Raw genomic sequence first — 23,175 nt, 5'->3', positions numbered from 1 at the left:
CCTTATGTTTATGAATAATTGTTGAAGTTTGAATAAAAGAGCAATAAGCGTGAAAAAAAGCCCTTTTGGACAAGTTTGATGGGGAAGGTGAGAAGAAACCCTTATGGCATAAGGGGGCAAGGTCGCCAGAGTTTAACTTTGGCGACCCCTAAATTACGCTTTATGACGGTTATCAGGCAGGAATATGGTCAATATCCCCAGAAGTGGCAGGAAAGCACAGATTTTATAGACCAGGAAGATGTTGGTGTGATCTGCAACCATGCCCAACACCGCCGCACCAAGGCCGCCCATGCCGAAGGCAAATCCGAAAAAGAGCCCGGAAACCATACCGATACGCCCCGGTAACAGCTCCTGTGCGTAAACCAGAATGGCCGAGAAGGCAGAGGCCAGAATAAAACCAATAATGACGGTCAAAATCCCCGTCCACTCCAGGCTTGCGTAGGGCAAAATAAGCGTGAAGGGTGCAACACCGAGGATTGAGCCCCAAATCACATATTTACGCCCGATTTTGTCACCTACAGGCCCACCAATCACCGTTCCTGCTGCCACCGCAAACAGGAAGGCAAACAGGTGGAACTGCGCGTTTTGTACCGATAATCCGAATTTTTGCATCAGATAAAAGGTGTAATAGCTGCTGATGCTCGCCATATAGAAGTATTTCGAGAAAATCAGCACCAGCAGCACGCTTACGGCCAGGATAACCTTGTTACGGGGAAGGGGATTAATAACCTTTGCTACAGGTTTGCCCTTGTTCACGCGATGCTGCGCGGCATACCAGCGGCTGATTTGCGCCAGTACCACAATCGCCAGCAGCGCGGCCAGCACAAACCACGCCACGTTGCCTTTGCCGTATGGGGCGATGATCACCGCGGCCAGCAGTGGGCCGAGGGAACTGCCAAAGTTACCGCCTACCTGGAACAGGGACTGCGCCAGCCCGTGACGACCACCGGAGGCCATACGCGCCACGCGGGAGGATTCCGGATGGAAGACGGACGAGCCTGTCCCCACCAGCGCGGCGGCGATAAGCACCGCTTCAAAGCTGCCCGCCATTGCCAGCAGCACCAGCCCGCTCAAGGTGAAGCACATGCCAATGGGGAGCGACCACGGCATTGGGTATTTATCCGTCCAGTAACCGACCACCGGCTGCAGCAGCGAGGAGGCCATCTGGAAGGTGAGGGTGATCATCCCGATCTGTACGAAGGTTAACGAAAACTCGGACTGCAGCAGCGGGTAGATTGCCAGGATCAGCGACTGGATCATGTCGTTGAGCAGGTGCGAGAGACTGATTGCGCCTAAAACTTTAAAGGAAGTGCGCGATTTTGGCGGCGACGCCGGAGCGCCCGGGACGGGCTGGGTTGATTCACTGATTGCCATAAATACCACGTCGATTTGTTATGAGAAATGCAGGGTGTAATTATTATCCGACTAACATACCCGTCCGTGACATTTGAAGAAAGTCGCAATTCTGAAAACTTATTTGTCTATTCTTGTGAGTCACTGTAATTTTTGCGTTTGTCTATTGGTCAGGGAGAGAGATGATGAAGTTAATGAAGCGTGGCGTCGCGCTGGCGTTGATAGCGGCCTGGGGGCTGACAAGCCTGCCCGCGCAGGCATATGAAAAAGACAAAACCTATAAAATTACCATTTTGCATACCAACGATCACCACGGTCATTTCTGGCGCAGTGAATACGGGGAATATGGCCTGTCGGCGCAAAAAACGCTGGTTGACGGTATTCGCAAAGAGGTCGCCGCAGAAGGCGGTAGCGTGCTGCTGCTCTCGGGCGGGGATATCAATACCGGCGTGCCGGAATCTGATTTACAGGATGCCGAGCCTGACTTTCGCGGCATGAATCTGATTGGCTACGACGCGATGGCCGTGGGTAACCATGAATTCGATAACCCGCTGAGCGTGCTTCGCCAGCAGGAGAAGTGGTCTAAATTCCCGTTCCTCTCTGCCAATATTTACCAGAAAAGCACCGGCGAACGCCTGTTTAAACCCTGGGCGCTGTTTAAGCGTCAGGACTTAAAAATTGCGGTCATTGGCCTCACTACCGACGACACGGCCAAAATTGGTAACCCTGAGTTCTTCACTGATATCGAATTCCGTAAACCGGCAGACGAAGCGAAGCTGGTGATTCAGGAATTGCAGCAGAACGAAAAACCGGACGTGATTATCGCCACCACCCACATGGGGCACTACGACAACGGCGCGCACGGCTCCAATGCGCCGGGCGACGTCGAGATGGCGCGCAGCCTGCCTGCGGGCTCTCTGGCAATGATTGTGGGCGGTCACTCACAGGATCCGGTGTGTATGGCGTCCGAGAATAAAAAGCAGGTGGATTACGTACCGGGCACGCCGTGCGCGCCGGACCGTCAGAACGGTATCTGGATCGTACAGGCGCACGAGTGGGGGAAATACGTGGGTCGTGCAGATTTTGAGTTCCGTAACGGCGAGATGAAGCTGGTCCACTATCAGCTCATTCCGGTCAACCTGAAGAAGAAGGTGACCTATCCGGACGGGAAAAGTGAGCGCGTACTTTACACGCCTGAGATTGCAGAGAACCAGCAGATGCTCTCCCTGCTGACGCCGTTCCAGAACAAAGGCAAGGCGCAGCTGGACGTGAAAATTGGTACGCTCAATGGCCGCCTGGAAGGGGACCGCAGCAAAGTCCGCTTCGTGCAGACCAACATGGGCCATCTGGTGCTGGCGGCGCAAATAGCGCGCACTGGCGCTGACTTTGGCGTAATGAGCGGCGGCGGCATTCGTGATTCCATCGAAGGTGGAAACATCACCTATAAAGACGTGCTGAAGGTACAGCCGTTCGGCAACGTGGTGGTGTATGCGGATATGAGCGGGAAAGAGGTGATTGACTACCTCACCGCCGTGGCGCAGATGAAGCCGGACTCGGGCGCCTACCCGCAGTTTGCTAACGTGAGTTTCGTCGCGAAAGACGGCAAGCTTAACGATCTGAAGATCAAGGGCGAACCGGTTGACCCGGCCAAAACGTACCGTCTGGCAACGTTAAGCTTTAACGCCACGGGTGGCGACGGCTATCCGCATATTGATAATAAACCGGGCTATGTGAATACCGGCTTTATCGACGCGGAAGTGCTGAAGCAGTTCATCGAGCAGAATTCACCGATTGACGTGAATGCGTATGAGCCGAAAGGTGAGGTGAGCTGGCAGTAGTGTTGTGCGGCCTGATGCCCTCACCCCAACCCTCTCCCACCGGGAGAGGGCGCGAACACAAAAAACGGTAACGCCTGTTACCGTTTTGCTTTTACCTCGCAGCGCCACCGGGCAATTTTCTCAATCCCGGCGCGCAATATCCGCAAACTTCGCGTCCAGCATTTTCGCCAGATCGCCCGCGGCCAGTTCGATATCCAGCCCGCGCTTGCCGCCCGAGATATAGATCGTCTCAAATTCCTGCGAAGGTGCATCGATCAGCGTCGGCAGCCGTTTTTTCTGCCCGAGCGGGCTGATCCCGCCCACCAGATATCCGGTAGTGCGTTGCGCAACCATCGGATCCGCCATATCGACCTTTTTTGCCCCCAGCGCTTTGGCGACCTTTTTCAGATCCAGCTGCCCGGCGACGGGCGTTACCGCCACGGCGAGATGTTTCATATCACCGTTCACCGCGACCAGCAGCGTTTTATAGACCTGGTCAGCGTTCAGCCCCAGCTTGCGCACCACTTCATCACCAAAATTGGTTTCATTCGGATCGTGATCGTAAGTATGGATCCGGAAAGAGATTTTGTTTTTTTCGAGTAATTTAACGGCGGGAGTCATAGCTATCCTTCTTACGACAGACATTTTATGCCAACAGCATACGCCTGACGTTTGTCTAAAAAATAGCACCATCTTGCGCAATAGTATTGGCAGTGATGGTCACTTTGAGCGACAATCGGCTCAGCCGAAGGTCTCCTTCGGTATAATAAAAACGATGAAATTCCTCTTTGACGGGCCAATAGAAATATTGGCCATTTTTTTATTTCAGCAGCGACGGCAGATTCCCTTCCCCATACAAATGCAACGCGCCGACCGCGACGACATACCGCCCGGCAGGCAGGGCATGCAGCGTTTCTCGCCACGCCTGATTGCGCGCGTTCATCAGCACATCATACAGCGATTCACTGAACGTAGACGGCAGCACAAGCTTACTGTCCGTCGGCGGAGCATCCAGCCACCAGCCAATCATGGTTTGCAGCAGACGGGCATTGGTGTGCCAGTGGGTTAGGGTGTCGTCCAGCAGGATCAGACCGTCATCGGGAAGCTGCCGCAGCAGACCGATCTGGCTGTCCGTGCCTTCCAGTTCAATGATCGGGAGATTGCGCGCTCTTGCCGTATTCAGCAGCTGATAATCAATGCCGTAATCACCGCGCAAGCCCAGACGCTGTGCCTGCGTCGCCTGCAACACCATGGCAATTTGCCAGAGCGGAAGGATGTCCAGCATGGCGAGCGATACACCGGTTTCATCCGCGAGCCGCGTCAGTTCGGTAAGCTGGGCTTCGCTGAGACGCTCCGCAAGAGGACGATCGCTCTCCAGACCCGCAAAGGGGGATTCATGGCCCGAAATATCCGCCTCGACGACCAGCGCGTCGGCATTCTTCAGCAGTTTTATCAGGCCAGCGGGCAGCGGGGACATATCCTGCGTGCCCATATGGATGCTTCCTACAAGGTGCAGGTGTTGCCCGCCCGGAAGTGAGATATCCATACCGGGCCAGGCATAACGTCGTGGAAAGAGGGCGCGAAACGATGCTTTTATACGATTAAACAGACTCATACGCGCTCCATGACCGAAAGGATCATGCTAGCGCGTACGAGAACAAGGTTCAATCTTTCGGTTTAAACCGCAGGAGACGGTTGGCGTTGCTCACCACGGTAATGGAGGAGAGCGCCATTGCCGCCCCGGCAACCACCGGGTTTAGCAGCGCGCCCGTCAGCGGCCATAAAATCCCGGCGGCAATCGGAATGCCGAAGACGTTATAAATAAATGCCCCGAGCAGGTTCTGCTTCATGTTGCGCAACGTGGCCTTCGAAATCGCCAGCGCATCCGCAACGCCCATCAGGCTGTGGCGCATCAGGGTAATGGCCGCCGTTTCAATCGCGACATCGCTCCCGCCGCCCATGGCAATACCCACTTCTGACTGCGCCAGCGCCGGTGCGTCGTTAATACCGTCACCGATCATGGCCACCTGACGGCCCTGACTTTGCAGGTTCTTGATGGCATCCGCTTTGCCATCCGGCAGTACGCCCGCAATGACGTCATCAATACCCGCCTCTTTGGCGATAGCGTTGGCCGTTGTTGGGTTATCCCCGGTCAGCATCATCAGACGATAGCCCGCACGGTGAAGACGTTTTAATGCATCCACGCTGTCCTGGCGCAGGGGATCGCGCACCGACAACATGGCGACGGCTTTACCGTCTACAGCGAGCAGTACGGGCGTTGCGCCCTGTGATGCCTGAGCAATCAGTTCGCCTTCCAGCGATGAAGTATCAATTCCGTTTTCATTGAGCAGCGCCTGATTCCCCAGCAGCAGCGTGTGGCCGTCGGCTTCGCCGCTCACCCCGAGCCCGCGCAGGGTGCGGAAGTTACTGACCTGCGGCAGGGTAGCGTCACTGGCTTTATCGAGAATGGCGCGGGCCAGCGGGTGGCTGGACCCTTGCTCCAGCGCGGCGGCGAGACGCAGCGCGTCAGCCTCTGAGAAGCCAAGAGTATGCACCGCCACGACCTGCGGTTTCCCTTCGGTCAGCGTACCGGTTTTGTCAAAGACCAGCGTGTCCAGGGTGCTTGCACGCTGCAGGGCATCGGCATCACGCACCAGCACGCCAAACTCGGCGGCACGTCCTACGCCGGAGATGATCGACATCGGCGTCGCCAGGCCAAGGGCACACGGACAGGCGATGATCAGCACCGTGGTGGCAATCACCAGGGTATAGACGATTTGCGGTGCTGGCCCAAAGAAATACCAGATTGCCGCGCTCAGCAGGGCAATACAGACCACCACCGGAACAAAAACGGCGGAGATTTTATCGGCAAGTTTGCCGATTTCGGGCTTACTGCTCTGTGCCTGGCGCACCATGCGGATAATACGCGACAGCGTGGTGTGGCTGCCGACCGCGCTGGCGCGGAACAGCACGCTGCCGTCCTGGACGACCGTGCCTGCGTGCACGTTATCGTCCTGGGATTTTTGCTGCGGGATCGGTTCCCCGGTCAGCATGGCTTCATCGAACCAGGCTTCGCCCTGGAGAATTGCGCCGTCAACCGGAACGCGATCGCCCGTCGTCAGGCGCAGCGTCATGCCGGGCTGCACGTCAGCCAGCGGGACGCTTTTTTCACCCTCGTCGGTCACCACGCGTGCCGTCGGCGGGGTTAAATCAAGCAATCTTTCCAGCGCCTTCGAGGAGCGCTGACGGGCGCGGGCTTCGAGCATGTGGCCTAAATTAATCAGGCCGATAATCATCGCGCTCGCTTCATAATAGAGATGCCGCGCTTCCATCGGGAACCACTGCGGCCAGACGTTCACGCTCATGGAATAGAGCCACGCTGCGCCGGTCCCGAGCGCGACCAGCGTATCCATCGTCGCGGTGCGGTTTTTCAGGCTCTTCCAGGCGCTGGTATAGAAATGTCCGCCTGCAAAGACCATCACGGCGAGCGTGATCGCACCAATCCCCAGCCACAGCGTGCGGTTGTCGTCAGTGACCATCATGTTGTCACCGATCATGCCCCACACCATCACCGGGATACCCACCAGCAGCGCAACGATGGCCTGCCAGCGGAAGCGTTTCATGGTGGCGACAGCCGTTTCCTGCTGGCGCTCGCGGCGTTTGATGTCATCTTCAATCGCTTCCGCGCCGTAGCCCGCTTTCTCTACGGCCTGGACTAAATCTGCGGCGGAGGCGCTGCCCATTACCAGCGCAGTGCGCTCCGCGAGGTTTACCCGTGCCTGTGCGACGCCCGGTACGGCCTGCAATGCATTTTGTACCCGGGAGACGCAGCTGGCGCAGCTCATGCCGTTGATCAGCAGCTGTTGGCTGTCATCAATATCATCCGCTACCGGAAGCTCAGGAGTGGCCGCTGTCAGTGCTTCCGACGGGGATGATGACTCTGCCAGCGGTTTAGCCTTTGGGTGGCTTAACTCCGCCCCGTAACCGGCCTGCTTGATGGTATCGATCAGCGCATCCGCGCTGGCGCTGCCGATCACGGCGGCATGATCGATAGTCACGTCAGCGCTTTCAACGTCAGGACGCTGTTCCAGGCTTTCTTTAACGCGTTTGACACAGTGGCCGCAGGAGAGGCCGTCCAGTGTCAGGTCGATAGTGTGAGACATAACAAAACTCCCGTATAATGTTCTGGTCAATTGTTGACCTTCACTCTGCTTTTCGCTAACTGTTATGAAGGTTAAACCTTCCATCAAGGGGAAGGTCAAGGGGGAAATGTGAATATCAGTGACGTTGCGAAAAAAACCGGCTTAACCAGCAAAGCGATTCGCTTTTACGAAGAGAAAGGGCTGGTCACGCCGCCGCTGCGCAGTGAAAACGGCTACCGCAGCTACACGCAGCTGCATCTTGATGAACTGACGCTGCTGCGCCAGGCAAGACAGGTGGGGTTTAATCTGGAAGAGTGCGGCGAGCTGGTTAACCTGTTTAACGATCCGAAGCGCCACAGCGCCGATGTGAAAAAGCGCACGCTGGAAAAAGTGGCGGAGATTGAACGCCACATTGTAGAACTGCAGGCGATGCGCGAACAGCTTCTGGGGCTGGCGGACTCATGCCCGGGCGATGACAGCGCCGATTGCCCGATTATCGACAACCTTGCTGGCTGCTGTCACCGTAAGGCGCATGCTTAACAGGCTTTCACCCGCAGGGTAATGCCTTCCACCGCAATGACCTCGACCTGGGTACCGGCGCTGAGGTCATCGTCGGCCACCACCGGCCACGAGCTGTCGCCCACCCGCATGTGCCCACGTCCGTTCACCAGTGCGCTGTCGAGCGTAAAACGCTTGCCGACAATCTGCTGCCCGCGCTGATTAAGGTGGGCGTCTGCCGGTTTCTGATCTTTCACCTGTCGGTTCAGCCAGCGCCACCACAGCCACGCGGCCACCAGCGTGAGCACTGCAAACAGTGCACCCTGCCACTCCCAGCCGACAGGCAGCAGCCAGACGACCAGCCCGGTAATGACTGCGGCAACGCCGCTCCAGAGCAGGTAGCCGTTGCCGCCCAGCATCTCCGCCGCCAGCAGTAAGCCACCGAGGCTTAGCCAGAAAGCATGAGGATGTGCAACGATCAGCTCAATCATTTTTTACGCTCGTTTCCACTGTCTTTGATCAGCTCGGCAATACCGGCAATCGACCCCATCAGGCTGCTGGCATCCAGCGGCATCATCACCACTTTACTGTTGTTCGCAGAGCCGATCTCTTTCAGCGCATCGGTATATTTTTGCGCGACGAAGTAGTTCACGGCCTGGATATCACCGGCAGCAATCGCCTCGGATACCATCTGCGTCGCACGGGCTTCCGCTTCTGCCGAACGTTCGCGCGCTTCCGCCTGTAAAAATGCAGACTGACGATCGCCCTCGGCTTTCAGGATCTGCGACTGTTTTTCCCCTTCCGCTTTCAGGATCTCGGCCTGACGCACCCCTTCGGCTTCCAGAATGTAGGCTCGCTTGGTTCGTTCGGCTTTCATCTGGGCGTTCATGGAGGCGATCAGTTCAGCCGGTGGGCGCACGTCGCGGATCTCAATACGGGTGACTTTGATCCCCCACGGATTCGTCGCTTCATCGACAATGTGCAGCAGGCGGGTATTGATGCTGTCGCGCTGGGAGAGCATTTCGTCCAGCTCCATGGAGCCGAGCACGGTACGGATGTTGGTCATCGTCAGGTTGACGATCGCCAGCTCCAGGTTGCTCACTTCATAGGCCGCTTTAGGCGCATCAATCACCTGAATAAAGCAGACGGCATCAATAGTGACGTTGGCGTTGTCTTTAGAGATGATCTCCTGAGAAGGAATATCCAGCACCTGCTCCATCATGTTGATCTTACGACCAATGCGGTCCATGAAGGGGACAATCAGGCTCAGGCCCGGCTGCAGCGTGTTGGTATAGCGGCCGAAGCGCTCTACGGTCCACTGATAACCCTGAGGAACAATTTTGACGCCTGCGCCCACAATGACCAGCGCAACAAAAATAAGGACGGGAACAACGATGAGCATAAAACCTCCTGTTTTGAATGCTGTGATGAGTAAACTGCGTGTTTATTGTTCGTAAGTATAGGTAAAGTCAGAAATGAATCCATCACCCGCAGCGGCAATCGCTTTGGATAATCCCTGGTAGTAATTCGCCAGCCCTACCGTCTCTATCTGCTGAATGTGTTCGCGGATTGGGGCGCAGAATAAAACCGCATTTCCCGCTTCAACACGCTTGTTGTTTGGCGGGAGATCCCCGGTAATTGCTTTAAACCAGGTTCGGATGCCTTGCTTTAAGTTATGTGGCGCTTTTGCCATGTTATCCATTCCGGTCAGAACCTGCAGGGTTGGGAACTCATCGGCCAGTACGGCGGTTTTCATACGCGCAAAGAACTGGCTAAACAATTCAAACGATCCCAGGTCGGTCACGCGCGGTTTGGTGGTTTTGCCGTTTTTATTACCGATTTTGCCCGCCTTTGACGCTGCTGCCGGAACCGCATTCACCTTTTCCAGTTCCAGCCCGAATAACAAATTACAGTGTGCGCGGCGCTCTTTCAGCGGGTAGGACATCAGCACGTCAATAAACTGGGTTGCCTTTACATCAGCAAGATCGTGGTTAATAAGCCACTGGGTACGAGAAAATTCAGCCGGAGAGACGAACCAGCTCGGCACGTCGTTGAAGCGTTTCGACTTTCCCTTGCCATCAAATTCAAGGAAGTGGGTGCCATTATCGAAGGCGAAATAGCAATTTTTGAAACTGCCTATCGTGGTATTCACGATGAGAGCCTTTTTAACAAAATCGACAACCTCTGCACCGATGACAAAACTTGTGAGTTCCGAAGATTTGATGACTTCCATTAATGTTTCGACATCGGGAACACCAGGCTTCAGGGAAGGGAACTCATAAAAGATATGTGTCATGCTGCTTACTTCCTGTAGTGATAGGGTGACAATTAGCGTGCGAAAAGTTTAACACTCGCCATAGATTAAGGCTATTCGCACTGTGCAGGTGAAAGGATTATGCTACAGGCAGTGATGATAAAAATCTGTTAACGGAAGCGAAATGAACGATCAAAAAAAACTTTTGCATATCAGGGATGTTGGGTTCGGCGTGGGGGAAAAAACGATCCTTCGACATGTCGATTTTTGTCTTTCACCAGGCGAATTCAAACTGATCGCCGGTCCGTCAGGCAGTGGTAAAAGTACGTTGCTGAAAATAGTGGCTTCGCTGTTGAGCCCAACGGAGGGAACAATACTTTTTGAAGGGAAGGATATTGCCACACTTTCACCAGAACGCTATCGGCAGCAAGTCTCTTATTGCGTGCAGACGCCAACGCTGTTTGGCGATACGGTTTACGATAACCTGATTTTTCCGTGGCAAATCCGCAGCAAAACCCCAGAGCCTGAAAAATTTATCGCCGATTTAGCGCAATTTGGGCTGCTGCAGGACACCCTGACGAAATCCATTAACACCTTGTCCGGCGGGGAAAAGCAGCGCGTGTCGCTGATCCGCAATCTGCAATTCTTGCCGAAGGTGTTGCTGCTCGACGAGATCACCAGCGCGCTGGATGACGCGAACAAACGCAACGTCAACGACATTATTCATCGCTACGCCCGCGAGCAGAATATTGCCGTGCTGTGGGTAACGCATGATTCAAACGAAATAAGCCATGCGGATGATGTCATTACCCTTCAACCACAGGGCGGAAAAATGCAGGAGGCAGACCGTGGGTGAACATAATATTACCAATGAATCCCTGGCGTTTTCGATGGTGCTGGTATTGATTGCGATTGTGGTCAGCTACCGGGAAAAGCTCGGGCTGGAAAAAGACATTCTGTGGAGTATCTGCCGCGCGGTGATTCAGCTCATCATCGTTGGCTATGTGCTGAAGTACATTTTCAACGTCAACCATGCGGTACTGACCCTGCTGATGGTGCTGTTTATCTGCTTCAATGCCGCGTGGAATGCGCAAAAGCGCAGCAAGTATATCGATAAAGCGTTCGTCTCTTCGTTTATCGCCATCACGACCGGTACGGCGCTCACGCTGGCGGTTCTGGTGCTGTCGGGTTCCATTGAATTCACACCAATGCAGGTGATCCCGATTTCCGGGATGATCGCGGGGAACGCCATGGTCGCCGTGGGGCTGTGTTACAACAACCTCGGACAGCGTTTCAGCAGTGAACAGCAGCAGTTACAGGAAAAATTAAGCCTGGGGGCGACGCCTAAAGTAGCCTCGGCGCGGCTGATTCGTGAGAGCATTCGCTCGTCGCTGATCCCAACGGTAGATTCAGCCAAAACCGTGGGGCTGGTGAGTCTGCCTGGCATGATGTCGGGGCTGATATTTGCGGGGATCGATCCGGTAAAAGCGATTAAGTATCAGATTATGGTGACCTTTATGCTGCTCTCTACGGCAAGCCTGTCGACCATTATTGCCTGCTATTTAACCTACCGGAAGTTTTACAACTCGCGTCACCAGTTGGTGGTGACGCAGTTGAAAAGGTCGGAATAAACCGTCTTTTGTAGGCCCGGTAAGCGTTAGCGCCACCGGGCATTTTTTTGTTAGTAGAGCAACGCGTACAGCTGACGACGATACTTCGACGCCAGTGCGTCACCGGTGCCGAGCGCGGCCAGGATCTCCTGGAACATCTTACGCGCCTGACCGTCTGCGGCGGCCAGATCTTTTTGCAGATGGCTGAACAGCAGCTCCAGCGCCTCTTCGTTACGCCCCACCTGGTGCAGCTGCAGCGCCAGCTGGCTTGCCAGCGCGGCATCGGCCGGGTTGTCGGCAACCTGCTGCTGCAGCTGCTGAATTTCCGGGGTGTCCGCTGCCTGTTTCAGCAGTTCAATCTGCGCAACCAGTCCCTGATAGCGGGTGTCCTGATCCTGCATCGGGATAGTCTTCAGCACGGTTTCCGCGTCTTCTGAACGGTGCAGGGCAATCTGCGTTTCCGCCAGCAGCAGGCCGATCTGGCTGTTCTGATTCGACAGCTGCCACGCGTCTTTTAGCAGCGGCAGCGCCTCGTCGTATTTGCCTTCCTGCATCAGCGCCATGCCTTCCTGCGCTTTCAGCTCTTCTTCGCGCGGCAGCACTTTATCCAGCAGGGCGCGGATCGCCTCTTCCGGCTGCGGCCCCTGGAAGCCATCAACAGGCTGTCCATTCTGGAACAGATAGACGGTTGGAATGGCGCGCAGGCCAAACTGAGATGCCACCATCGGCTCGGCGTCACAGTCCAGCTTAGCGAGAATGAACTGACCATTGTATTGCGCGGCAAGGCTCTCCAGTACCGGCGTCAGCTGCAGACAGTGTTGGCTGCGTTCAGACCAGAAGTAGAACAGCACCGGTTTGGTCATCGACTGTTCCAGCGTCTGTTGCAGGTTTGCTTCAGTAATATTGACGATATTCTGTACGGACATGCGGCTTTCTCTTTTGTCGGTTTGTTCTTTACATGGGGATGAGCGGCGACGCTTCAACTCAGCCGTGTAAAATTTTGTCCATCATCCGGCCCGGCAGAAGGCGTTTTAGCCAGCCAACGGCATGGGTCACCAGCGTGACCGGATAACGCAGTTTGGGGTTATCGCTCTCAAAAGCATGGCGCACTTTGGCGACAACCGCTTCAGGACCTAACGTAAAGCGTGCGGCAATGCCGGGGTTTTCGACCGGTTTGTCCGACTGGGTCTGGTTGACGTTTTCGGTGAAGCGGGTGCGGATCGGGCCGGGTTCAATCAGGCTGACCTTGATGCCGCTGTGGCGCAGCTCCATGCGCAGGGCATCGGACCAGGCCTCCAGCGCATATTTGCTGGCAGCGTAGGCACCGCGGCCCGGGGTGGAAATCAGCCCCATAACCGAGGAGGTCATGACAATGCGTCCTTCACCGTGCGGGAGCATGGCGGGAAGCAGGCGCATGGTGAGCTGATGTACGCCGAAAAAGTTCGCGGAAAACTGTTGTTCAAGCTGTTCGCGCGTGATGGTCTCCAGCGGGCCGTACACGCCGAATCCAGCATTATTGAACAGGCCGAACAGACGGTTATCGGTCAGGGCGATGACCTCATCCGCTGCGCGTTCAACGCTTTCCGGTGAATCCAGATCCAGCAACACGCCGGTGAAGCCCATGCCGTTCATGCGTTCAACATCTTCAGGTTTGCGGCAGGCCGCCAGCACCCGAAATCCCTGACGCTTCAACTCGAGCGCGCTTTCAAAGCCAATTCCGCTGGAACATCCTGTTATTAAGACCGATTTTTGCATAACTTTACCTGTCAGGAACTCCGCTGAATTACGAGTCATGTTTAACTAAAGGAGCCAGCCGGGTTGCCATCCAGTCGGCAATAAACGGCTGTGCATCGCGATTGGGATGAATACCGTCATCTTGCATCCATTGGGGTTTCAGATAGACCTCTTCCATGAAAAATGGCAGCAGGGGAATATCAAACTCTTTGGCAAGCTTAGGGTAGATCGCGCTAAAGGCTTCATTATACCGACGGCCGTAGTTAGCCGGCAGGCGAATTTGCATCAGCAGCGGCTGGGCGTTCGCCGTTTTGATCTCCTGCAAAATGGTACGCAGGGTTTGCTCGGTTTGCTGAGGCTGGAAGCCGCGCAGGCCATCATTACCCCCCAGTTCGACCAGCACCCAGCGCGGCTGATGCTGTTTGAGCAGTGCGGGAAGGCGCGAAAGCCCCTGCTGCGAGGTATCGCCGCTGATGCTGCCGTTGACGACGGACGTTTGGGTCTGCCATTTGTCATTGAGTAATGCAGGCCAGGCCGCGCTGGCCGCCATGCGATAGCCTGCGCTCAGGCTGTCGCCCAGAATCAGTAACGTGTCCGCAGCCGCCGCGCGGAAGGTCATCAGAATCAAAAAAAGGAAGGGCAAATGCCAGCGGAAAACAGTGTTGAAGTTCATCGTCTTAAGAAGTCCGTCGGTCAGGGAGAACACGAGCTGTCCATCCTCACCGGAGTTGAACTCGTTGTCAAACGCGCCGAAACCATCGCGCTGATCGGTGAATCCGGCTCCGGGAAATCCACGCTGCTGGCGATTCTGGCCGGGCTGGACGACGGCAGCAGTGGGGAGGTCCACCTGGTCGGGCAGCCGCTGCACCAGCTGGATGAAGAGGCGCGTGCCGCGCTGCGCGCTCGCCATATCGGCTTTGTCTTCCAGTCCTTCATGCTGATCCCGACGCTGAACGCGCTGGAAAACGTGGAACTGCCGGGGCTGCTGCGCGGTGAAAATACCCGTGAAAGTCGCGAACACGCCAAAGCCCTGCTGGAACAGCTGGGGCTGGGCAAACGCCTTGACCACCTTCCGGCGCAGCTTTCGGGCGGCGAGCAGCAGCGCGTGGCGCTGGCGCGCGCGTTTAACGGTCGCCCGGAAGTGCTGTTTGCCGATGAACCAACCGGTAACCTTGACCGTAAAACCGGAGACAAGATTGCCGATCTGCTGTTTTCGCTCAACCGCGAGCACGGCACCACGCTGATTCTGGTGACGCACGATCCGCAGTTGGCCGCCCGCTGCGACCGCCGCCTGCGCCTGGTGAACGGTATTCTTCAGGAGGAAGCATGATTGCCCGCTGGTTCTGGCGCGAGTGGCGCTCGCCCTCGCTGCTGATTGTCTGGCTGGCGTTAAGCCTGGCGGTGGCCTGCGTGCTGGCGCTCGGCAGCGTCAGTGACCGGATGGAAAAAGGGCTCAGCCAGCAAAGTCGGGAATTTATGGCGGGGGACAGAGCGCTGCAAAGTTCGCGCGCCGTTCCGCCTGGCTGGATTGAGGAAGCACGCAAGACCGGGCTGAAGGTGGGCGAGCAGATAAGCTTCCAGACCATGACCTTCGCAGGCGACACGCCGCAGCTGGCCAGCGTTAAAGCCGTCGATGATATCTACCCGATGTACGGTGAACTGGAGACCCGTCCGGCGGGATTAAAACCCGCGCCTGGCACGGTCCTGCTGGCACCGCGTCTGATGGCGCTGCTGAACCTGAAAACGGGTGACAGCATCGACGTCGGCGACGCGACGTTCAGGATTGCGGGAGAAGTGGTGCAGGAGCCGGACTCCGGCTTTAACCCGTTCCAGCTTGCGCCACGTTTGATGATGAATAGCGCTGACGTGGCGAAAACCAACGCCGTGCAGCCGGGCAGCCGCGTCACCTGGCGCTACAAGTTTGGTGGCACGCCTGTGCAGCTTGATGCGTATGAAAAATGGCTCCTGCCGCAGCTCAAGCCGGAGCATCGCTGGTACGGGCTGGAGCAGGACGAAGGGGCGCTCGGCAAATCTCTTGAACGTTCTCAACAGTTCCTGTTGCTCTCGGCGCTGTTAACCCTGCTGCTGGCCATTGCGGCGGTTGCCGTGGCGATGGGGCACTACTGCCGCAGCCGCTACGACCTGGTGGCGATCCTCAAAACCCTCGGCGCAGGTCGGGCGCAGCTGCGCAAGCTGATCGTCGGCCAGTGGCTGATGGTGCTGGCGCTGTCGGCCATTACCGGCGGGGCCATCGGGCTGCTGTTTGAGAAGCTGCTGATGGTGCTGCTAAAGCCGGTACTCCCTGCCGCGCTGCCGCCCGCCAGCCTCTGGCCGTGGCTATGGGCAATCGGCGCGATGACGGTGATTTCGCTGCTGGTAGGGCTACGCCCGTACCGGCTGCTGCTCGCGACGCAGCCGCTGCGGGTGCTGCGTCAGGACGTGGTTGCCAGCGTCTGGCCGCTGAAGTTTTATCTGCCGATCATTTTTGCCGTGGCGGTTGGGCTGCTGGCCTGGCTGATGGGGGGCAGCACGCTGTTGTGGGCCGTACTGGCGGGGGCCGTGGTGCTGGCGCTGCTGTGCGGCGTGCTCGGCTGGCTGTTGCTCAACGTGCTGAGAAAGCTGACGGTGAAATCGCTGCCCGTGCGGCTGGCGGTCAACCGTCTGCTGCATCAGCCGTGGTCCACGCTCAGCCAGCTGTCGGCGTTTTCGCTGTCGTTTATGCTGCTTGCGCTGCTTTTAGTGCTGCGTGGCGATCTGCTTGATCGCTGGCAGCAGCAGCTTCCGCCAGAAAGCCCGAACTATTTCCTGATCAACATTGCCCCGGAACAGGTGACGCCACTGAAGGGCTTCCTGTCGGAGCACCACATTATTCCTGAGTCGTTCTATCCCATCGTTCGCGCGCGCCTGACGCAGATCAACGGCCAGCCGACGGAAGGAAATAAAGATGAGTCCCTTAACCGCGAGCTGAACCTGACCTGGCAGGATAAACGCCCTGACCATAACCCGATTACCGCCGGAACCTGGCCGCCAAAAGCGGGGGAGGTGTCGATGGAAGAGGGGCTGGCGACGCGCCTGAACGTGAAGCTCGGGGACCGCGTGACGTTTACCGGCGATACGCAGGACTTCAGCGCCAAAGTCACCAGCCTGCGCAAGGTGGACTGGGAGAGCCTGCGACCGAACTTCTTCTTCATCTTCCCGGCAGAGGCGCTGGACGGCCAGCCGCAGAGCTGGCTCACCAGCTTCCGCTGGGAGAACGGCAACGGCATGCTGACCCAGCTTAACCGGGAGTTCCCGACGGTCAGCCTGCTGGACATCGGCGCGATCCTGAAGCAGGTGGGGCAGGTGCTGGAGCAGGTGAGCCGCGCGCTGGAAGTCATGGTGGTGCTGGTGACGATCTGCGGCGTGCTGCTGTTGCTGGCGCAGGTGCAGGTGGGCATGCGTCAGCGTCATCAGGAGCTGGTGGTTTACCGCACGCTGGGGGCAAGCAAGCGGCTGCTGCGCGCCACGCTCTGGAGTGAATTTGCTCTGCTGGGGCTGGTGGCCGGTCTGGTGGCGGCGATAGGCGCGGAGACCGCGCTGGCGGTGCTCCAGACAAAGGTGTTCGACTTCCCGTGGGAGCCTGACTGGCGGCTGTGGTTGACGCTGCCCCTCTGCGGCGCAGTGCTGCTTTCACTCTGTGGCGGCTGGCTTGGCACGCGGTTATTAAAAGGCAAGGCGCTGTTCCGCCAGTTTGCCAGTTAGTTCACTTCCGTGATGATTGCGCACCGGTGTATATGCTGGTGCGTAATCACTTAATAGCACAAAGCGATAATAACCACCTGTTTAGTAGCACAAAACATTAAAAACCCGCCGACACAGCCCGTTTATTTCCAGTTAATATTCACCCGCTAAATATTTAGCAGCGTGTCTATTAAGGAAAAATAATGACTATAAAAAAATCAGCGCTGGCGGCAACGATCGGCGCGGCAGTGGCATTGACTACCTTCGCTTCTCAGGCGGAAATCACCGTTCTTAAGCAAGACCCACAGGCAGGTAACCCGCTGAGCCGTCTGAACTTCACCGTTGGTGGCAGTATTCGTCCTCAGTTCCAGAACATGACCGGCGACGACGGTAAAAACAGCTACAAGCGTAACGGTTTTGACGGCGGCACCCGTTTCCGTTTCGCAGCAGATTACTATCTGTTTGATGACATCAGCTGGATCAGCTACTACGAGCTGGGGGTGAACATTCCAGCGCAGTTCAACTGGGATAATCACTACGCCGAGGGTGCGCACGACACGTCCCGTCGTATGCTCTATACCGGTCTGAAGAGCGACACCTGGGGTACGCTGACCTTCGGTCAACAGAACAGCGTTTACTATGATGTGGTTGGTGCGAAAACCGATATCTGGGACTACGACATGATCGGCCAGGCACCGGGTAACGGTATCAACGGCGATTACGACGGTTCTTATCGTTCACGCCAGATGCTGAAATATAAGAAAACCGTGGGCGATGCCGACATCTATGCTTCTTACCTGTTTGAAGACAGCGAATACCTGCCGGGTAATGGCCTGCGCTACAAGCGTAAAGGCGGCGGTTCACTGGGTCTGGATTACCACCTGACCACCGATCTGACCTGGGGCGCCGCGTGGAACTACACCCGTGCGGACATGCGTAACCCGGACAACGGCGACAGCAAAACTTATGACCAGAACATCCTCGGTACCGCGCTGAGCTGGACGCCGGACAACTGGACCTTCTCCGCAGGCGGCGGCTGGTACCAGAACTTCCTGACCACCAAAAAAGTGTCGGTTAACGACTACTTCGCCGGTGATGCATGGGGTATTGAATACTTTGCGGGCTACAAGTTCCCAATCGGTCAGTATGCGGTTAAATCCATCCAGCCTTACTTCATGGGCGACCGCATTGAGTACGTGAACGGTCGTAACTACCAGCGCATCGATAACGGCGTGGGTATCAGCTTCCAGCTGGACTACGGTTTCCGCGTGGATTACGAACACGTGTTCACCTCCAGCACCGACAACCTGGGCGACATGAACCTGGTGCGTCTGCGCTACGACTTCTAAGTCGTCTGCTCCCCGGTGGCGCTGCGCTTACCGGGGCTACAAAAGCACACGTAGGCCGGGTAAGGCGTAGCCGCCACCCGGCTTTGTTTTTCAGCGATCAAGCCACTCGGCAACGTTTTCAAACGTCCCGCGATACACAATCTTCTCCGCTTTCTTCTCCAGCTGATAGCCGTACATCGGGTCGTAATAGTCCTTCAGCAGCGGCGCAAGCCAGCTGAAGTGCGCGTTCGTGCTGCCAGAGCGTTGCTGTTCCAACAGCGCGGAATCTAACAGCGCGGTGAATTCTGCATACCGCTGCAGCCCCAGACGGCGGCGAATGGCGAACAGGCCGTGATGCAGATACTCGCTGTACTCCTTCCAGCCCGCTTCTTCACCGTAGGCAGCAGAAAAATCCGCCCACATATGGTCGAAATACTCTTCGCGCAGACGTTCAAGACGAATTTCAAACGGGTCTTCGACGACAACGATAGGGGCTTCAACCATGCGGTCGCGCAGGCACTCCGGCAGGTGGTTGGAGCCAATCATCCGGCCCTCGTCTTCCAGCACCCAGCGAGAGGCGTCTTTTTTCAACAGCTCAACCGCAAGGTGGTTTTCAAAGCTGGCCTGGGAAAGCTGCGGCGTGAGCGTGCGGCCAAACGACGAACCGCGGTGGTGCGCCAGCCCTTCCAGATCGATACCCTGTGCGTGCTGCTTCACCAGCAGGGTTTTACCGTTTCCGGTGCAGCCGCCGATAAGCACCATCGGCTTTTGTGACTGCTCGATGGTCACCTGAATCGCCGTCTGACGCAGGGCCTTATAGCCGCCGCGGATCAGCGGGTAGTCGACTCCCGCCTCTTTCAGCCAGGCCTGTGAGATATGCGAGCGCTGGCCGCCGCGCGCGCAGCAGAGATAGCCCTCAGGATGGGCAAAGCTGGCCTCGCGCCAGGCGTTGATACGCGCGTCACGCGTCTCGCCGTTCACCAGACTATGGCCGAGCGCCAGTGCGGCGTCCGGTCCCTGACGTTTATAGCAGGTGCCGACGGCGGCGCGCTCGTCATCGTTCATTAAAGGCAGGTTAAACGCCGCAGGCATCGCGCCCTGGGCGAATTCGATCGGCGCGCGAACGTCGATTAAAGGGGTATCAGACGCGAGGATCGCGCGATAGTCCGTTCCATCGTTCATGGTTATTCCAGAAGAAAACTCAGCAGCAATGGGCGGGGATTGTACGCCGGGGAAGGGGAAGGTCAACTCCCCGGCGTAGATGTCTTACTTGAGCTTTGACTGTGCCCAGACAATTCCGCTCGCGTATTCCGGCGGCAGGAGAGGGACCATCGCTTCCAGCGTGGCGCTCAGGCGATCGGTATCACTGTCGTTCAGGTTCAGGTGACCGACCTTACGGCCTGCGCGAACCTCTTTGTCATACCAGTGCAGATGCACCAGCGGCAGCTTCAGCCAGTCGTAGTTCAGATCGGTGCCGATCAGGTTGATCATCACCGACGGGCTGTTCACCACCGGCTGCGGCAGTGGCAGGTCGGTGATCGCGCGCAGGTGCAACTCGAACTGGCTGATGGACGCGCCGTTTTGCGTCCAGTGGCCGCTGTTGTGCACGCGCGGTGCCAGCTCGTTAATCAGCAGGCCGGACGGGGTGATAAAGCACTCCATCGCCATCACGCCGACATAGCCCAGTTCGTGCATGATGGCTGAGAGCATCTCTTCCGCCTGCGCCTGCTGGTCAGCATTGGCGTGTGGGAAGGCGACGCTGGTGCGCAGAATGCCGTCCTGATGCAGGTTATGCGTTAGCGGGTAAAAAACGGTGTGCCCGTCATGCCCGCGCGCGCCCACCAGGGACACTTCACCGCTGAAGTTAATGCCCTGCTCGACGATGCACTCGCCGTAGCAGTCGTCCGGCAGCTCGGCGGTGTCATCTTCGCGTAAACGCCACTGGCCGCGGCCGTCGTAACCGCCCACGCGGCGCTTCACGATCGCCAGCTCGCCCAGCATCGCGAAGACGTCATTCCACTCGCTTTTATCGGACAGGAGCTGCCACGGTGCGGTTGCCAGGCCGAGCTTGTCGAACAGCTGCTTTTGCGTCAGACGGTCGGCGATGACAGGGAACACGTCGCGGTTAACGAAGGCGTTATGACGCGCCAGCTCGCGGGTCAACGCGGTTTCCGGCCAGCGTTCGATCTCGGCGGTGATCACGCTCTGGTGGAACGGTACGGCTTCAGGCTCAGCATCCAGCCCGACGGGCCAGACAGCAATACCCAGCGGTTCACCGGCCTGACGCAGCATGCGGCCTAACTGGCCGTTACCGAGAACGCAAACTTGCTTCATGCCGCACCCCGCGGGTCCGGGTTATCCAGCACCTCGTCGGTCTGGGCTTTACGCCATTCGGCCAGACGCTGGTGCAGGTCTTTATCGTGAGTCGCCAGGATTTGGGCTGCAAGCAGGGCTGCGTTTGCCGCACCCGCTTTGCCAATTGCCAGCGTGCCGACCGGAATACCGCGCGGCATTTGAACGATGGAGTAGAGGCTATCCACGCCGCTTAACGCGGCGCTTTGTACCGGGACGCCCAGCACAGGTACCAGGGTTTTGGCGGCAATCATGCCCGGCAGATGTGCTGCGCCGCCCGCACCGGCAATAATCACCTCGTAGCCGTTCTCTTCGGCGCTTTCGGCGAAGCTGAACAGTTTGTCCGGGGTACGGTGCGCGGAGACCACTTCGACGTGGTGCGGAACATTCAGGATGTCAAAGATTTCGGCGGCGAACTGCATGGTAGCCCAGTCGCTTTTGGACCCCATCACGATGGCGACACGCGCCGGATTATTGCGGGAAGACATGCGTCTTGAAACTCCTGTGGTGCGAAACACACTGCTTTCGAGGGCACAGAGAATAGCATGTTATACGGGCAAGGAAAACGGTTGCGTGGTTAAATCTTGAGCCGTTGTTGCCATCAATTCATAACAAAACAGACCGCGTTCTGGCGGTCTGTTTTCGTCAATCGGCAACGATTATTTAGTCAGTTGTGCGGTCATGTAAACGCGGTTGTCGACCTTCGCGCTCGTAATTTTATAAGAGGCACCCTGTTCGGCGGCCTGCGCGGCAATTTTCGCTTCTGCGCGGTCAAGGGTAGAAGCGGTTGCGCTCACGCTCTGCGCGAAAGAACCGAAAGAAACCAGGGAGAGGGCAGCAACTGCAACGAAAGTTTTGATAGATTTCATGGTCGTGTTCCTTAAGTATTTTGTCTGGGATAGGGCGTTTTGCCCTGATGTGATAAATAATAGGCCGACCACGGGCTGATTAAAATCGAAACAATTTGCCAATATTGTTCAAAAAAATAGAATTAATTGTGAGAAGGGATTAAAACGGAAACGCGATCAGCTCTACGCCCTCAGGCGTGACTTTGACCATGGAGCCTTCGGCGTGCCAGGCACCTAATACCACGCGATGGGCAGGTTCGCCGTTGGCGATCAGCGTGTGGACATCAGGGCGATGGGTATGGCCGTGTATAAGCCACTGGACGTGATGCTTCTCCATCACGTTCACGACCGCCTGCGGGTTCACGTCCATGATGGTCATGGATTTGCTGCTGTTGGCGGCCTTGCTGCCCGCGCGCATTCTTGCGGCGATGCGGTTGCGGATAAACAGCGGCAGGGCGAGGAATAGCGTCTGGATCCACGGTGTATGGACCTTAGCGCGAAACGCCAGGTAGCCGGTATCGTCAGTGCAGAGCGTGTCGCCGTGCATGATCAGGACGTTGCGGCCATACAAGTCGAGCACCTGCTCTTCCGGCAGCAGCGTCATGCCGCTTTCGCGGGCGTAGCGCTGGCCTATCAGGAAATCACGGTTGCCGTGAATGAAGTAGCAGGGGACGCCGGAATCCACCAGCGTTTTAATGGCCGAGGCCATTTCACGGTGCAGCGGGTTAGGATCGTCGTCGCCAATCCAGGCTTCAAACAGATCGCCCAGGATGTACAGTGCGTCGGCGCTTTTCGCTTCACCGCGTAAAAAACGCAGAAAACCGGCGGTGATCGCCGGTTCTTCCGTTTGCAGATGCAGATCCGCAATAAAGAGTGTCGCCACGAATTACTCGCTGACGGTCACGCTTGTAATCACAACGTCTTCTTTAGGAACGTCCTGGTGCATACCGCTGCGGCCGGTAGAGACGGCTTTGATCTTGTCAACCACGTCCATACCTTCAACCACTTCTGCGAAGACGCAGTAGCCCCAACCCTGCAGGCTTTCGCCGGAGAAGTTCAGGAAGTCGTTGTCAGCCACGTTGATGAAGAACTGCGCGGTTGCAGAGTGTGGTGCCTGAGTACGGGCCATCGCCAGCGTACCGCGGGTGTTTTTCAGACCGTTGTTCGCTTCGTTTTTGATCGCTTCTTTGGTCTCTTTCTGGTTCATGCCAGGTTCAAAACCGCCGCCCTGGATCATAAAGCCGTTGATCACGCGGTGGAAAATGGTGTTGTTGTAGAAACCTTCGCGGCAGTAGTCCAGGAAGTTTTTAACTGTTTCAGGCGCTTTGTCATCAAAGGTCTTGATTACGATATCGCCATGATTAGTGTGGAAAGTAACCATTTTTGCATCCTGTTCCGTTATTGTGGTACGTCGACCCGCGTTCGGGTCATCTATAGGGGCTTGTTATAGCATAACCACAGGATGCGATCACCTTGCATTGTGTGCTGCTTCGGGTTTGAATTACGGGTAGAATACCCG

General features: G+C 56.8%; 23 protein-coding genes. 7 read left to right on the top strand and 16 right to left on the bottom strand.

All coding sequences use genetic code 11. The features are described 5' to 3' along the window. Window positions 1-153 precede the first annotated feature (153 nt). Window positions 154-1,374 (bottom strand): MFS transporter, encoded by a 1,221-nt coding sequence (locus KW829_RS21120; RefSeq protein WP_218309018.1) that lies wholly within the window; start codon window positions 1,372-1,374, stop codon window positions 154-156. A gap of 164 nt (window positions 1,375-1,538) precedes the next feature. On the opposite strand from KW829_RS21120, the gene ushA reads away from it, so the two are divergent. After that, window positions 1,539-3,191 (top strand): bifunctional UDP-sugar hydrolase/5'-nucleotidase UshA, encoded by a 1,653-nt coding sequence (gene ushA / locus KW829_RS21115; protein ID WP_010428206.1) that lies wholly within the window; start codon window positions 1,539-1,541, stop codon window positions 3,189-3,191. A gap of 120 nt (window positions 3,192-3,311) precedes the next feature. Here ushA and ybaK read toward each other — a convergent pair whose 3' ends face one another. The 3 genes from ybaK to copA all read right to left on the bottom strand — a co-directional run bounded on the left by ybaK (window position 3,312) and on the right by copA (window position 7,333). Further along, a complete protein-coding gene (gene ybaK / locus KW829_RS21110; RefSeq protein WP_010428207.1) occupies window positions 3,312-3,791 on the bottom strand; it encodes a Cys-tRNA(Pro)/Cys-tRNA(Cys) deacylase YbaK in 480 nt (159 codons plus the stop codon). Between the two features lie 199 nt (window positions 3,792-3,990). After that, complete coding sequence (locus KW829_RS21105) at window positions 3,991-4,785, bottom strand: TraB/GumN family protein (protein ID WP_218309017.1); 795 nt, start codon at window positions 4,783-4,785, stop codon at window positions 3,991-3,993. 49 nt (window positions 4,786-4,834) lie between these two features. Next, the gene (gene copA / locus KW829_RS21100; RefSeq protein WP_218309016.1) at window positions 4,835-7,333 is read right to left on the bottom strand and encodes a copper-exporting P-type ATPase CopA; all 2,499 of its coding nucleotides are present in this window, start codon (window positions 7,331-7,333) and stop codon (window positions 4,835-4,837) included. 108 nt (window positions 7,334-7,441) lie between these two features. Here copA and cueR point away from each other — a divergent pair, with 108 nt between their 5' ends. Further along, window positions 7,442-7,852, top strand: a complete 411-nt coding sequence (cueR, locus tag KW829_RS21095) for a Cu(I)-responsive transcriptional regulator (protein WP_010428217.1) — start codon at window positions 7,442-7,444, stop codon at window positions 7,850-7,852. Here the strand turns inward: cueR and KW829_RS21090 are convergent. From KW829_RS21090 to KW829_RS21080, 3 genes are read right to left on the bottom strand one after another with little or no spacing between them, the layout of a single operon-like run. Continuing rightward, window positions 7,849-8,301: an NfeD family protein gene (locus tag KW829_RS21090; RefSeq protein ID WP_042715721.1), complete on the bottom strand. Its 453-nt coding sequence runs from the start codon at window positions 8,299-8,301 to the stop codon at window positions 7,849-7,851. The two genes, cueR and KW829_RS21090, sit on opposite strands and share 4 nt — an antisense overlap. Then, complete coding sequence (locus KW829_RS21085; RefSeq protein WP_042715719.1) at window positions 8,298-9,212, bottom strand: SPFH domain-containing protein; 915 nt, start codon at window positions 9,210-9,212, stop codon at window positions 8,298-8,300. The genes KW829_RS21090 and KW829_RS21085 overlap by 4 nt, the downstream gene beginning before the upstream one ends. A gap of 42 nt (window positions 9,213-9,254) precedes the next feature. Continuing rightward, window positions 9,255-10,106: a hypothetical protein gene (locus KW829_RS21080; protein WP_010428223.1), complete on the bottom strand. Its 852-nt coding sequence runs from the start codon at window positions 10,104-10,106 to the stop codon at window positions 9,255-9,257. A gap of 142 nt (window positions 10,107-10,248) precedes the next feature. On the opposite strand from KW829_RS21080, the gene fetA reads away from it, so the two are divergent. Both fetA and fetB read left to right on the top strand, forming a co-directional pair. Next, window positions 10,249-10,920: an iron ABC transporter ATP-binding protein FetA gene (fetA, locus tag KW829_RS21075; RefSeq protein ID WP_218309015.1), complete on the top strand. Its 672-nt coding sequence runs from the start codon at window positions 10,249-10,251 to the stop codon at window positions 10,918-10,920. Continuing rightward, window positions 10,913-11,695, top strand: a complete 783-nt coding sequence (gene fetB / locus KW829_RS21070; protein ID WP_010428226.1) for an iron export ABC transporter permease subunit FetB — start codon at window positions 10,913-10,915, stop codon at window positions 11,693-11,695. The genes fetA and fetB overlap by 8 nt, the downstream gene beginning before the upstream one ends. Before the next feature lie 50 nt (window positions 11,696-11,745). On the opposite strand, the gene KW829_RS21065 is transcribed toward fetB, so the two are convergent. From KW829_RS21065 to tesA, 3 genes are read right to left on the bottom strand one after another with little or no spacing between them, the layout of a single operon-like run. Then, window positions 11,746-12,600, bottom strand: a complete 855-nt coding sequence (locus KW829_RS21065) for a co-chaperone YbbN (RefSeq protein WP_010428228.1) — start codon at window positions 12,598-12,600, stop codon at window positions 11,746-11,748. Window positions 12,601-12,658: 58 nt separating this feature from the next. Further along, window positions 12,659-13,468: an SDR family oxidoreductase gene (locus tag KW829_RS21060; RefSeq protein ID WP_085928900.1), complete on the bottom strand. Its 810-nt coding sequence runs from the start codon at window positions 13,466-13,468 to the stop codon at window positions 12,659-12,661. Then, window positions 13,458-14,081, bottom strand: coding sequence for a multifunctional acyl-CoA thioesterase I/protease I/lysophospholipase L1 (gene tesA / locus KW829_RS21055; protein ID WP_010428232.1), 624 nt, complete (start codon window positions 14,079-14,081; stop codon window positions 13,458-13,460). The genes KW829_RS21060 and tesA overlap by 11 nt, the downstream gene beginning before the upstream one ends. Between tesA and ybbA the strand changes: the two genes are divergently transcribed. The 3 genes from ybbA (at window position 14,052) to KW829_RS21040 (ending at window position 18,477) form a co-directional block, all read left to right on the top strand. Continuing rightward, window positions 14,052-14,738, top strand: coding sequence for a putative ABC transporter ATP-binding protein YbbA (gene ybbA, locus KW829_RS21050; protein ID WP_010428235.1), 687 nt, complete (start codon window positions 14,052-14,054; stop codon window positions 14,736-14,738). The two genes, tesA and ybbA, sit on opposite strands and share 30 nt — an antisense overlap. Continuing rightward, window positions 14,735-17,149: a putative ABC transporter permease subunit YbbP gene (gene ybbP / locus KW829_RS21045; RefSeq protein WP_218309014.1), complete on the top strand. Its 2,415-nt coding sequence runs from the start codon at window positions 14,735-14,737 to the stop codon at window positions 17,147-17,149. The genes ybbA and ybbP overlap by 4 nt, the downstream gene beginning before the upstream one ends. Window positions 17,150-17,331: 182 nt before the next feature. Next, a complete protein-coding gene (locus KW829_RS21040) occupies window positions 17,332-18,477 on the top strand; it encodes a porin (protein ID WP_042715704.1) in 1,146 nt (381 codons plus the stop codon). A gap of 90 nt (window positions 18,478-18,567) precedes the next feature. On the opposite strand, the gene mnmH is transcribed toward KW829_RS21040, so the two are convergent. The 6 genes from mnmH to ppiB all read right to left on the bottom strand — a co-directional run bounded on the left by mnmH (window position 18,568) and on the right by ppiB (window position 23,037). Next, window positions 18,568-19,638 carry a tRNA 2-selenouridine(34) synthase MnmH gene (gene mnmH, locus KW829_RS21035; RefSeq protein WP_218309013.1) on the bottom strand — a complete coding sequence of 357 codons (1,071 nt, stop codon included), beginning with the start codon at window positions 19,636-19,638 and terminating at the stop codon, window positions 18,568-18,570. Window positions 19,639-19,722: 84 nt separating this feature from the next. Then, entirely contained in the window at window positions 19,723-20,790 is a 1,068-nt protein-coding gene (gene purK, locus KW829_RS21030; RefSeq protein WP_218309012.1) for a 5-(carboxyamino)imidazole ribonucleotide synthase, read from the bottom strand. After that, window positions 20,787-21,296 carry a 5-(carboxyamino)imidazole ribonucleotide mutase gene (gene purE / locus KW829_RS21025; protein ID WP_010428244.1) on the bottom strand — a complete coding sequence of 170 codons (510 nt, stop codon included), beginning with the start codon at window positions 21,294-21,296 and terminating at the stop codon, window positions 20,787-20,789. The genes purK and purE overlap by 4 nt, the downstream gene beginning before the upstream one ends. 171 nt (window positions 21,297-21,467) lie before the next feature. After that, window positions 21,468-21,677, bottom strand: a complete 210-nt coding sequence (locus KW829_RS21020) for a YdgH/BhsA/McbA-like domain containing protein (RefSeq protein WP_010428245.1) — start codon at window positions 21,675-21,677, stop codon at window positions 21,468-21,470. Window positions 21,678-21,816: 139 nt separating this feature from the next. After that, window positions 21,817-22,539 carry a UDP-2,3-diacylglucosamine diphosphatase gene (lpxH, locus tag KW829_RS21015; RefSeq protein ID WP_218309011.1) on the bottom strand — a complete coding sequence of 241 codons (723 nt, stop codon included), beginning with the start codon at window positions 22,537-22,539 and terminating at the stop codon, window positions 21,817-21,819. Between the two features lie 3 nt (window positions 22,540-22,542). Continuing rightward, on the bottom strand, window positions 22,543-23,037 hold the full coding sequence (gene ppiB / locus KW829_RS21010; protein ID WP_010428247.1) for a peptidylprolyl isomerase B: 495 nt from the start codon (window positions 23,035-23,037) through the stop codon (window positions 22,543-22,545). Window positions 23,038-23,175 lie beyond the last annotated feature (138 nt).

This window comes from Enterobacter sp. ENT02 (genome assembly GCF_019219165.1).
Taxonomy (GTDB): domain Bacteria; phylum Pseudomonadota; class Gammaproteobacteria; order Enterobacterales; family Enterobacteriaceae; genus Enterobacter; species Enterobacter mori.
The sequence above is the reverse complement of the archived record's forward strand: the minus strand, read 5'-3'. Positions and strand labels throughout refer to the sequence as shown.